This window comes from Catenibacterium sp. GCM10023432 (assembly GCF_042651925.1).
GTDB lineage: Bacteria > Bacillota_I > Bacilli_A > Erysipelotrichales > Coprobacillaceae > Catenibacterium > Catenibacterium mitsuoka.
In genome coordinates, this window is the sequence record NZ_JBHSEB010000004.1 from 22,396 (window position 1) to 34,593 (window position 12,198).

12 protein-coding genes and 2 pseudogenes are annotated in these 12,198 nt (G+C 33.7%); 2 read left to right on the forward strand and 12 right to left on the reverse strand.

The window, feature by feature from the left end:
• Position 1: 1 nt before the first annotated feature.
• The 6 genes from ACFOZZ_RS01580 to ACFOZZ_RS01605 are packed head-to-tail and all read right to left on the reverse strand — an operon-like array spanning position 2 to position 6,092.
• On the reverse strand, positions 2-1,090 hold the full coding sequence (locus ACFOZZ_RS01580; protein ID WP_376814552.1) for a M24 family metallopeptidase: 1,089 nt from the start codon (positions 1,088-1,090) through the stop codon (positions 2-4).
• A 56-nt stretch (positions 1,091-1,146) separates the two neighbouring features.
• Positions 1,147-2,469: a PTS sugar transporter subunit IIC gene (locus tag ACFOZZ_RS01585; RefSeq protein ID WP_055234428.1), complete on the reverse strand. Its 1,323-nt coding sequence runs from the start codon at positions 2,467-2,469 to the stop codon at positions 1,147-1,149.
• 23 nt (positions 2,470-2,492) lie between these two features.
• Positions 2,493-2,825: a PTS sugar transporter subunit IIB gene (locus tag ACFOZZ_RS01590; RefSeq protein WP_006506879.1), complete on the reverse strand. Its 333-nt coding sequence runs from the start codon at positions 2,823-2,825 to the stop codon at positions 2,493-2,495.
• A 1-nt stretch (position 2,826) separates the two neighbouring features.
• Positions 2,827-3,147: a PTS lactose/cellobiose transporter subunit IIA gene (locus ACFOZZ_RS01595; RefSeq protein WP_055234431.1), complete on the reverse strand. Its 321-nt coding sequence runs from the start codon at positions 3,145-3,147 to the stop codon at positions 2,827-2,829.
• 4 nt (positions 3,148-3,151) lie between these two features.
• Positions 3,152-4,195: an aminopeptidase gene (gene ypdE, locus ACFOZZ_RS01600; RefSeq protein WP_376814553.1), complete on the reverse strand. Its 1,044-nt coding sequence runs from the start codon at positions 4,193-4,195 to the stop codon at positions 3,152-3,154.
• On the reverse strand, positions 4,188-6,092 hold the full coding sequence (locus ACFOZZ_RS01605) for a BglG family transcription antiterminator (protein WP_278779885.1): 1,905 nt from the start codon (positions 6,090-6,092) through the stop codon (positions 4,188-4,190). The genes ypdE and ACFOZZ_RS01605 overlap by 8 nt, the downstream gene beginning before the upstream one ends.
• Positions 6,093-6,267: 175 nt before the next feature.
• Between ACFOZZ_RS01605 and ACFOZZ_RS01610 the strand changes: the two genes are divergently transcribed.
• Together ACFOZZ_RS01610 and ACFOZZ_RS01615 are read left to right on the forward strand one after the other, a co-directional pair.
• Positions 6,268-6,600 (forward strand): phosphoribosyl-ATP pyrophosphohydrolase, encoded by a 333-nt coding sequence (locus ACFOZZ_RS01610; RefSeq protein WP_376814554.1) that lies wholly within the window; start codon positions 6,268-6,270, stop codon positions 6,598-6,600.
• Positions 6,593-7,552: an HNH endonuclease domain-containing protein gene (locus tag ACFOZZ_RS01615; protein WP_376814555.1), complete on the forward strand. Its 960-nt coding sequence runs from the start codon at positions 6,593-6,595 to the stop codon at positions 7,550-7,552. Before ACFOZZ_RS01610 ends, ACFOZZ_RS01615 begins: the two co-directional genes overlap by 8 nt.
• 281 nt (positions 7,553-7,833) lie before the next feature.
• Here ACFOZZ_RS01615 and ACFOZZ_RS01620 read toward each other — a convergent pair whose 3' ends face one another.
• The 6 genes and pseudogenes from ACFOZZ_RS01620 to ACFOZZ_RS01645 all read right to left on the reverse strand — a co-directional run bounded on the left by ACFOZZ_RS01620 (position 7,834) and on the right by ACFOZZ_RS01645 (position 12,106).
• On the reverse strand, positions 7,834-8,214 hold the full coding sequence (locus ACFOZZ_RS01620) for a helix-turn-helix transcriptional regulator (RefSeq protein WP_376814556.1): 381 nt from the start codon (positions 8,212-8,214) through the stop codon (positions 7,834-7,836).
• A 16-nt stretch (positions 8,215-8,230) separates the two neighbouring features.
• Positions 8,231-8,410: pseudogene (locus tag ACFOZZ_RS01625) on the reverse strand (hypothetical protein); the annotation flags it as partial.
• 558 nt (positions 8,411-8,968) lie between these two features.
• Positions 8,969-9,598, reverse strand: a complete 630-nt coding sequence (locus tag ACFOZZ_RS01630) for an ATP-binding cassette domain-containing protein (RefSeq protein ID WP_376814557.1) — start codon at positions 9,596-9,598, stop codon at positions 8,969-8,971.
• A gap of 139 nt (positions 9,599-9,737) precedes the next feature.
• On the reverse strand, positions 9,738-9,998 hold the full coding sequence (locus tag ACFOZZ_RS01635; protein WP_376814558.1) for a hypothetical protein: 261 nt from the start codon (positions 9,996-9,998) through the stop codon (positions 9,738-9,740).
• Positions 9,956-11,842: pseudogene (locus tag ACFOZZ_RS01640) on the reverse strand (heavy metal translocating P-type ATPase). Before ACFOZZ_RS01640 ends, ACFOZZ_RS01635 begins: the two are co-directional and overlap by 43 nt.
• Positions 11,843-11,878: 36 nt before the next feature.
• Positions 11,879-12,106, reverse strand: coding sequence for a DUF1490 domain-containing protein (locus ACFOZZ_RS01645; RefSeq protein ID WP_376814559.1), 228 nt, complete (start codon positions 12,104-12,106; stop codon positions 11,879-11,881).
• Positions 12,107-12,198: the final 92 nt, after the last annotated feature.

Here is a 12,198-nt window from a genome sequence, read left to right on the forward strand (position 1 = left end):
ACTATTTTTCCTCCAGTATTATATAGTCCTTAGTTGTTTTATTAAGTGGAACACCTACTCCATTTTCAATAAGGACATCATCTTCTATTCTAATGCCACCTACTCCAGGTATATAAATACCAGGTTCACATGACATCATCATACCTTCTTTTAAAACTGTCTGACTCTTACTATTTAAAATAGGTCCTTCATTACTATCAGTCACACCTATTCCATGTCCAAGTCCATGATCAAAATACTCACCATAACCTGCATCAACAATCACTTGTCTTGCAGCCTGGTCACAATCACTAGCAAGAGCGCCTTCTTTAATAGCCTTTAAACCAGCAAGCTGTGCTTCTAATACAACATCATAGATTTTCTTGTAACGTTCCTCTGGCTCACCAATAAAGCATACACGTGTCATATCTGATTGATAATTATTATACTGAATACCAAAATCAATCATGATGGGTTCATGTGCCTTCACTCTTCTACCAGTTGGTCTTCCATGAGGTAAAGCTGTTCTTTCACCACTTGATACAATCGTATCAAATGACATCTGTTGTGCACCTGATGCAATAGAATAATATTGAACTAAAGCACTGATTTCATACTCAGTCATACCAACTCGAATATGTTCAATCACTTTTGAATAGATATCATCTGTCATCGCAATCGTTTTTCTCATTGCGGCTATTTCTTCAGAGTCTTTCACAATTCTTAAATTCATTATATCTTCATCTAATAAACAAATATCAACGCCCAATTGCTTCATTTGTTCATATTCATTAACTAGTACTTCATCCGCTTCTACACCTAGATTCTTACAGTTCTCTTCCTTAAGTAGTCTTTCTACTGCAGCTAAATAGTTACGGCCTGTTGTATGAGGATTATGAAGAACGATTTCTAAATCAAATTCTGTTTCTTTTGCTTCTGTAAGATATCTACCATCTAGAATCAAATAACCCTTAGATTGTGTAATCAGAATCTTGCATCCACTTCCTGTCATTGTAGACATCCACTTCTTCATTGTTTTGCTTTTGAGTAATAAAGCATCTATGTTCTTCTCTTTTAAATAGTTCTGAACTATATCTATTCTTCTAGCCATATGTATATACCTCTTATAAAAATATAAGGGGCAAGCGAATGCCTGCCCCTTTGATATTAAAAGTCTAAGTCTAAATCGTCTAAAATTGCAGCATCTTCGTCTGAAATAACATTATTAGTATCTTTCTTTTCAACATCTTGTCCATAACGTTTTTCATAAATCTTGAAGAATGGATACCACACAACAATTGATGCAATCATCTGAGCCGCATTGACTACAATAGACATCATGTCGAAGTTAGTTAAGTAACCTTCTAAGAATACACCAACGTATGGAGGTGTAAAGATAGATTTTTCCATAATTCCAAAGTACATAGCGAAACCACCAAAACTTCCGATAATTCCACCAAAGATTACGTAAGGAATAAAGAATATAGGGTTTAATACGATTGGAGCACCAAATAGGATTGGTTCATTGATACCAAATAATGCTGGAATAAGGGCAACACGTCCTACCTGTTTTAAAGCCTTATTCTTAGATAATAAGCACCAGAATACTAATCCGATTGTAACACCAGTACCAGTGAAGTTACCGAATGCTGATTCAGGACCTGGACAGTAGAAATGAGGTAATGGCTGTTTAGCTAAGCTTGCAGCAATATTGTCAGCTAAGAACTGAGTTGAGATTGGGCTTGTAATAGGGCTTAATACTGATGGATGAATACCAAAGAAGAATAATAAGCACTGAAGCATTTTTAAGAATAAATAAGCAATTGGGTTATCCATTGAACCTACTAAAGGTGCGAATAACTTAGTAAAGATTAAAGGAGGCATTGTATTGAATACATTGATACATACAATACGTACGATTAAGAAGAAACCAATAACAATCACTGATAATGGAATCATTTCAAATGATCTAGATACGAAGTCAGGAACTGATTCTGGCATCTTGATAGTGAATTTCTTCTTTTTACACCAGCGGAATAATTCAACCGCAATAATAGATGCGAACATAGCCGCAAATAGACCCTTAGGACCAAAGAAAGTAGTATCTAATCCTCCACCTTCTTTTGTCTGGTAAGTCATGATAAAGAAAGAAATTAATGCCATGCTGACAGCACCAGGAATGTCCTGTTTATAGCTGTTAGCTAAATGATATGCAATAATGATTGATACATATACTGACATTAAAGCCATACCTACATTGTATGGAATGTAGATTAAATCAAGATTCTTTAAGATCCAAACTGATACAGGATGTTTTGCACCAATCATGTTTGGGATAGCTTCTGGAATCAAACAGAAACTACCAATGATTAGTAATGGTGTTAAGGCAACCATTGATTTTTTAATAGCACTTAAATGAACCTGTTTATCCATCTTGTTTGCAAGTGGAGTCAAGTACTTGTTCATTAAGGCTTCGAATTTATCAAACATTTTAGTCCCTCCAAATTATTTTTTTATTTTGCCATGTCTGCTTTTCTACGTGCGATTAATACCTGTTTCATAACAGTTGCACCATCCATTTTTCCATATACTTCTTGATCAACGATTACATATGGAATATGGTATGGTTCAATAATTGGCTTGATGTAGTCCAATTTATGCGCAATCTGTGGTCCAATAACTAATACATCGCAGTCTTCTACTTCACTCTGTAAGATATCTACTGGAATCGCAACAAAGCTGAAGTCATCTTCATTTAGCTTTGCACTCTTCTTGACGACAGCTTTCATGCTGTCCATCAACATAGTTGTTGAGAAACCACCTGCACAACATAAAACGATTTTCATTTTACTTTCCCTCCTTTGCTTCAAAGATTGTTATTAACTCTTCAATTAGATCCCTTGCTAATTGAGATGTCATGTAATGGTCCTGGGCATGAACCATTAATAACCCAACTACTGGCTTTTCTTCAGTGTCTGACATTTCAGCCTGAATAAGCTTAGTCTGAATAGAATGTGCTTCGATGTCTATTTTTCTTGCTTCATCTAATAGTCTTCTCGCTTCATCATATTCTCCTGTTTTTACTTTCTTCAATGCTTCAAAAGCCATAGATTTGCTTTGTCCTGCTGAAGAAATGATTCCGATAATTTGTCTTTCCATTTCAGTCATGTTCTTAACCCTCCATAATAAATGTTGTCATTGCCTGATATTGTGAATTATCTATTTGTATTAATTTACAAATCAATTGAATCAAATGTTGTAAGTCATTGCTATGAACCATTGAATAAGATCCATGACAATAACGTAATGGAATACCTAATACAAGTGCTAAGCGTCCTCCCGCTTCTAAATGTGCATTACCTGCATCTGTTCCTCCACCCTTAAACATATCGCACTGATAAGGAATGTTATTCTTATCAGCCACTTCTTTAACATAGGCCAATAATTTTCTATTAGGAGCCATTGTTTTATCATAATGAACAATCATTGGACCATGTCCAATCAATCGGGTATTTGTATAGTTCTTTACAAGTTCTGGATTATTTGCGACATCAATCGCATATACGATATCTGGATTAATAAGATGTGTAGCTGTTTTTGCACCACGTACACCGACTTCTTCACTACTTGTTGCAACGAAGTATAAGTCATGTTCATTGAACTTCACCTGCTTTAAGGCTTCTGCAAGTACATAACATCCTGAACGGTCATCCATTGCTTTACCCATATAAACATGAGGCTGAATTTGACGCATACTTGATGCAAAACAGACCATATCACCAATAGAAATACCAAGGTCTTTCACTTCCTGGGCTGTTTCACAGCCAATATCTACATACATATCTTTAACCTGGCCATTACTATCCTTAGTCACATTCAATAAGCCTTCATACTTACCTCCATCAGATGTTGTCACACGCACAATCTGCATTTCCTTACTCTTATCTAACACACCACCTAATGGCATTAAATAGAGGAAACCAATATCTGAGATATATCTCACTTCAAATCCGACTTCATCCATATGTGCACAAAACATGATCTTTAAAGGATTTAAACTACATCCCTTTTTATGAAAAATCACACTGCCTAAAGAGTCACAATAGACTTCGTCACAATAATCTTTTAATTCATGATAGAGAATATTTCTTACTTCATCTTCACATGATGCAATACTATCTGCATCACTGAGTCTTTTAAGTAATTCATCATTCATGTTGAACACCTCCTAACTCATCTAACACTGCCATCATTTCTTCAAATGACTGGACTTCTAAAATTCTTTCTATATATTTTGGTTCATGCATAAGCGCATAGAGCTTCTTTGTAAGAACCTTATACATTTCTATCTGATCCTTTCTTAAACAAACCATGAATACGAGTTTGACTGTTTTCTCGTGAGATTCAAATGGTTTCTTTAAGATTCTTACAGATATCATGTTTTTTAATGCATCTGTTTCTAATGGGTGAGGAATACAGATTCCATTCATATAAATCGTACTAACATAGGATTCACGTTCTAATACAAGATCCGCAAATCCCTTCTTACCATAGCCTTGTTCTTCTAATTCAATCGCCATACGATAAATCAAATTCTCATAATCATCATCTTCATCTATCTTAAAGAAGTCTTTAGAGAAGAATGACTGATACATTGGTTTATCATTAATCAACGTATAAGGATCATAGTCATCTGTCTGTAAGATCTGCTTAATACGCTGTAAATCCTTGTCATCCAGTAATTCCTTGATATAGATAATAGGTGCCTTGATATCAAAAGAAAGCGGCATAATTGTAAATACAAGGTCAGGACAATAATCTAGTAAAGCATCCTGTTGTAAGAATGAGAATGTCTTGACTGTTGCTTTTGGAAAAAGTGATTCTATCTGCAGTTTGATCATATAAGCACTGCCTCCTCCAGAGGAACAGACCACACCAATACGATCATAAAGCTGTAGTTTTTGTTGTTTTTCCTTTTCCATATGTCCTGCAAAATGCATAGCGACAAACCCGACTTCATCAAAGGTTGGCTTGACATCATAGAGTTCTTGAAGCATATCACAGAACTGTATGGCGATATTAAATACTACTGAATTGGTAATACTTAATTCGTTAGCTAATTCATTCTTATAGGAAATCTTATCATGAAGACGGTCTATAAGTAATGTGACATGGATAAGTAACATCTTCTTAAAGTCTTCATCCTGTAAGAATGTTGTTTCATACATTTCATCTGTTTTCTTTAAGAAGTCATTGATGACTTCTTCTAGGTTGGTACATTTAAAACCAATATTTTCTAAACGTTTTCTAAGATTCTTATTTAAGACTGTAATCAATCCATCAATGCTTTCATTAGAGAACTCAACATGATAGAGACCTTTCAACACATCAATCACTTTTTTAGCTAAGCGATGGATTGTAATATCCTGATATGTATAGTCTTCATCCTGTTCACTATGAATAGAAGCACTATAAACCATGATTTTTAAATAGTCTGTAATATTAAGTAACTCATTGTAGTTTACATTCACATTTTCCTGCGTAAGTAAACCTATAAAAGATTGTTCGACAAACTTAAAATCTCTTGTGACATCATTGACTGCTGTCTGAATAAAGAAACTGCCGTTAATGTATTCTTCTGTAAGGTACTTCTTAAAATCTTGGTCCAAGCCATTGATTTTAATTCCATAGTGTTGTTTTCTTTCTATTTCAAAATGATACACCTTCGCAATTTTTTCTACGATATGCATATCATTCTTGATCACTGTCTTAGAGACCTGAAAGATATCCGCAATCTTATTCATTGAGATATAATCTTCTTGAATGGCAAGATATGATAATATATGCGCAGGTCTTTCATTAGTAGAAACATAGAATGTTTCATTCAATGTTTCTAAGAAATCATTGAACAATGTTTCATTGGTGATTTCTAATAAGTATCCCTGTTCTCTTTTCATATGAAGCAGGAATCCTTTACGTGGAGAAATGCGCATGAGATAAGAAATATCATTTTGAATTGTTCTTTTGGAAACATTGAATTTTGTCACAAAGTAATTCGTTGGCAGATATTTAGAATTGTCTCTGAGTTCTTTAAGTATTGAATATAATCGCACGTTTCTCCCTCCTTACAATCACATTATATAAAGTAAGCCCTTCCAACAAAAGGTAACCTTCTTCATATATACATGCAATAAAATGTCCTTTAGTGATATTTTACCATACAGTTTTTTTTTAAGTAACTTTCATAATGATTTGGGGTGATGTATGATTAATGAAGAGGTGATGCCAATGAAACATATTCATAATAAGTTAGTCAGAGATCGTATTCCTGAAATCATAGAGAATGATCATAAGACTTGTGTAACAAGAATACTCAATGATAATGAATATCTTGTATGCTTGAAAAGTAAATTATTAGAAGAGTGTCATGAGGTAATGAATGCTGAAGGTGAAGATATTAAGAAAGAGATAGCGGATGTCTTAGAGGTATTAGAGGCACTAGAAAATACACTTCATATTGATCATAAAGAAGTACTTTCTATCAAAGAAAAAAAAGCACACAATAATGGTGCCTTTGATAAGAAGATCTATCTTGAATATGTAGAGGATTCTTATGAATAAGTATATACAGGACTGGCTTGATGTGATTGAGTACATGAATAATGATAATACATATAAGTTAGCATGGGGACGTGCTATTCTTGAGAATGTTTATTCACTTAATTTTGTAGAAGAAAATAATGTGATTACATTTAATGCAATAGCACATAAAATGGTGAAGTATTATTGGAATCAGACATTCTTCTTTAATTTAAGACAAGGATCTAATATCAAAAAGAAACCTGTCATAGTCCAGCAGGTTGATTTACTTATTGAAAAATATAAAGAGTTATCAGGGTCTTCTATTCCTATCTGGTTTGATAAAGCTGAACTTGTATTAAGCACAGAAGAAGACTTCTATAAGAATGTATTAAAGAAATGTGCAAGAAAGCTGAAGGATGATGTATCTTGGCGTTTTATGAATGTAAATAAGGAAACAAAGAATCTTTATGTACTTAATAAAGATTATCTCTACATCTCGATCAATAAAGAACAAGTATTCTTACTAAAAGAATATGGTTTTGTCTTATCACAACTACTCAATTACAAATGGGCACAGTTATTAGAGAAGTTTAATAATGCCCCACGTATTACTTCTAAAGTAAAAGGTATCTCTGATAATCAGATCAGAAGAAATAATCTCACTAAATATAAAAATATCTTACTTGAAAATATGAATAAACCGATTGATTTCTATACAGGAGAAGAATTACAGCCTGATGATATTAGTGTAGATCATGTGATTCCTTGGTCATTTATGTATAGTGATGATATCTGGAATCTTGTTTTGACTTCTAAAAGTCATAATTCTTCTAAGTCCAATCATATTCCTAGTAAAGAAATCATTGAACAATTGAATCAAAGAAATAAAGACCTTGTAGAAACAATCAACAATAGTAAATACAAAGAAGAACTGAATATTGCGATTGCGCATAGTTATGTGGATCAGTTCTACCTATCAATGAAACTATAATTTTTTCTAGTTTTTTGAATTTTATTGAATTTAGTAATAGAGTTTTCTACAATAATCATAGAGGAACTTAATTGATATTAAGCTGACTCCTTAAATAAAAAAGCCTATTGAGATGCTCATCTCGCCAGGCTTTTTTAGTTTGTATAAAATAATATTTATAAGGGGTTTTATTTTTAGATTTTTATTTGTTTTTTGTATTCAATTGCATTGCGACAAGGATTTTATTAGTATATTTATAGAATGTTTTTTTCATAATATATTTTCCTTTTTGTCTGGCCTGTCTATTCATTAGACAGGCTCTTTTCTTGAATACATTTAAGCAGGTCTTCGGGTGTGACCTTATATAATCTTGATAGGGCAATAAGATTGGTTGTATTGGGATCACTTGTTCCGTTCTCCCATTTAGAAACAGCTTGTCTACTTACACCTAATGTTTCTGCAACAAACTCTTGAGTCATCTTACAACGGAGACGGTTTTCTTTAAGGGATTCTCCTAAAGATTTCGCATTCACTTTTTTCTCTTCTCGTAAATCTTTAGAATTAATATATTTCTTAAGAGCTTTGACTACTAATATAAAGAGATAAACAGCTGCACAAAATAAGGAGATCATAAATACAATATACATGATGGCAATAATATGACTAATCACTTCATAGTTCATATCTCTCTCCTTTCATCTATTTTCTTCCATAACTCTTTATTTGATTTAGAGCACGTTGTGGAACTTTCGATTCAGATATAATCCTTTGGTTGATGACTATCTTCTTCTTTGTTTTTAACTTGATGTAAGTTCCTGGACAATAAGAGTCTGCTTGAATAAATGTCACACGCATTGACTCTCCTAATGCATTATAACAAACAAGAACATATTATTTACCAATGGGTTGTTTATGACCAAAATCATCGATGAGCCATGATTCTCTATTCACATCAACGCGAGGAATCTGTGTATAGTAGCAGTCAGATAAAGTATGGTCAGTACTGTAATATCTGTTTACTGCAATTGTTACTATACCAATTAAATAATAAATACAAACAATATGACCTTCTTTTTCATATTCACCCTTCGATTCTCCATTTTGTTGAATAATGCAATATAAAATAGACTTTCATGATCATGCAGGAAGATATTGGTTACTATGTCAAAAGGATCATGAAAGTCTTTATAAGATTCAACTGGGGTTATAGTTTAAGCAGGATGTCACTAAAGACTGATGTTGACTACATTTGAAAGAATTATCCGGTTATTTATTCTTCTGTATATTCTATGAAATTGAGAGTATCCGTATTAATGACTTAATCCTATTATGAGGGGAAAGAAGTCGAGAAATGTATATCTCTGGATTAAATAGCACAAAAAAATTGAATGATGTAATAACCTCAGAATCTTATTGGCATACTTATTCATGATTCAATCAAAGAGTTCCCTCCTTAATCTCTTTGATAGTTCCATATTCTATGATGCAATGGTGCGTGACAAGTCCTTTTAAGTGGTTGATACAATGACTAGAGAGCAGTTTCGTAATACCTTCTTTATTGAGTGCAAGAAGAAGCTGTCTAATAGAAGCTATTTCGTCATTATTGAGATCTTCCATTGGTTCATCAAGTAGGAGAATAGCTGGATGTCCTAAGAGAGCTTTCGCAATCGCAAGGCGACATTTCATATTGTGTGAGAAGTCACGATAAAGTAACTGTTGGTCCTGCAACCCCACAAGAGATAGGACATCTTTAACTTCTTTTTTGTCATAAATACCTTTTATGAGACAGTGATAGTAAAGGTTCTTAGATGCATTCAAATGATTAAAGAAGTGGCTGTTGACAGCGTAGCCTATTCTTTTTCTATTACGTCTTAAATACTTTTCTTGAGTACTTTCTAGAATACTCACTTGTCCTTGACCATAGTAGGTTTTACCAAGAATGATTTTAAATAGAGTTGTTGCCTGTTTTCCCACTATGCCATATATTTCTCCATACTTCACTGTGACGCTGATGTCGTTTAATAAGGGATATCTATTAGATATATGGTTGAGTGAGATTGCGTCCATTTTTTCAACTCCTTTTCATGAATAGTGCCTCAACAAGAATATTACAAAACCGCAGTTTCATCCACCAACTATCACGTAAACTTGAGTTGACATTTGTAGTTTTCCTAGGAAATAAAAAAGCCCAGAACGGGGCTGTACATCAATTTTCTAATAATGATGTAGAAGATGATATCGCAAATATAAATGTAGAACCATTATGAATAAGTGATGTTGTACTAGCAGGTAAGACACCAAACATACCTAATAATATTAATCCTAAAGTGACTATTCTTGTATAGTTACGCTTGATTCTTTTCATTAATAGTTTTGATAATTGTTTAAATACGACAATTTCTTCTAATGATGAAGAAGTAAGTGTCACATCTGCAAGTTCTTTCGCAATATCTGAACTATCCTGCAAAGAGATAGAGACATCTGCACAAGATAAGGCTGGAGTATCATTAACACCATCACCACTATAACAACGGTATGTCCTTCATCTTTGAGTTTCTTGACATAATCGGCTTTATCTTCTGGCAATACACCCGCTAAATAACCATCAATATTGAGTTCTTCTGCAATATGCTTAGCTGCATTTTCACTATCACCTGTCACCATGATGATATTCTTAAAACCACTGCTTCTAAGATTCATGATTGTTTCTTTTGCTTCTCGTTTAAGTGGATCATAAATAGAAATAATACCTGCAGTTTCTCCACCTATTGCGAGGAATATCAAAGAACTGGCACCTTCACTTTGTAAGTTATTGATGAGTGTTTCTATCTCTTCTGTTTTAGTAATATGTTCATCTTCAAATACAAAATGATCACTACCCATAATAGCACGCTGATCACGATAAATAGTCGCAATACCATGCGCAATAATATACTTTACTTCAGCATGTTCTTCTTCATGACGTAATTGTTCGAGTGATGCCTGTTTTACTATTGCATTGGCAACACTATGTGGGAAGTGTTCTTCTAAACAAGCTGCAATACGTAATACTTCTTCACGTGTATAATTTCCTACTGGTGTCACTTTCTAGACAAATGACTGAGCATTTGTGAGGGTTCCTGTTTTATCAAAGACAATCGTATCTGCCTGATCCATTGCTTCTAGGTATTTACCACCTTTAACCATAACAGAATGACGACCTGCTTCCTGCATCGCACTAATAACAGAAATAGATGTAGATAACTTAATCGCACATGAATTGTCTACAAGTAATACTGATGAAGCACGTATAAGATTTCTTGTGGCAAGTAATAATCCAAAGAAAGCCACAAAACTATAAGGGACAATTGCATCTTCAAGATGTTCAGCACCTGATTGAATACCTGCTTTCAATGATTCGTTTGTATCAATCATATCTACATTCTTATTAATACGGCTTTCTAATTGTAGATTTCTTACCTTGATATAAATCTTACCTTCTTCTACAACAGTCCCTGCAAAAACAGAACTTCCTTGTTTTACCATCTTACTTAATGGTTCACCAATAAAGCTTGATTCATTGATCATGGCTTCACCATTTACTACTTCACCATCTACTGGAACCATAGAACCTGTCTGTACAACGACAATATCTTCTTTCTGTAAATGAGTTGTAGGAATCTGTTTTTCTTTTCTTTCTTCTAATACCCATACTTTATCAATATTCACAGACAGTGTTTCTTTGAGCTGCAATGATGTAGTTTTCTTTGTATAGTATTCAAGTAATGAAGAGATATTCAATAAGAACATGATATTACGTGCTGTACCCCATTGTCCTGATAATAAAGAAACAGAAATACTAGTGGCATCAAGTACTGGTGCATCAATACGTTTATGTACAAGAGAGTCCAGTGCTTCTTTCACATATTGAATAGTATGATAAATGGTTAATACGTTTCTTATTGGTAGTGGTAGAAACCATTTAGAGGCATATCTTTTTGCGATAATACCAGTGAATTTTCCAATGTATTGATCGTTGATATCACGGTGATCTATAAGATACTTGTTTTCTTTAATGATCTTTTCATAGGGTGCATCATCAAAGTGAGGTATATCTAGAGAGTTGATTTTGTCAATCAAAGCATCTCTTTGATCAACACTATAAGTGAACAAAATAGAACCTGTTCTTTCATTGACATCGGCTGATTCAACCATATCCCATTTACATAATGCGAAATGTAAGGCTAGTGCCTTATTTCTAGAAAAGCGATAACGTCCATAACGTATTCTCATACGTCCTGGTATGTCATGTACTATACGATACTCTAACATTCTCTTATCACCTAAAAAATAGGAAATGACTATTTCCTATTTTGCTTCTTTCTTGCTTTTCGATTCAGCATAGATATCTTTTGCGTCTTCTACAATGGTATCATAAGTGGCAAGAGCTTCATCTTTGATTTGCATACCAGTAGCAACTGATTTTACAGCTGCATTTCTTGCGCAATCGCTCTTTACAAACTTACTACCTGCAACTGTAGCGGCTACACCACCTACAAATGAGCATAATAATTTGTTTTTGAATAAGTCTTTCATATTCTTTTTCTCCTCTGTTAGTCCTAACTAACAAAATCATGATCACACTATAGAGAAGGTTTGTTAAAAAAGTGAGAGGAGTATAACTTTTG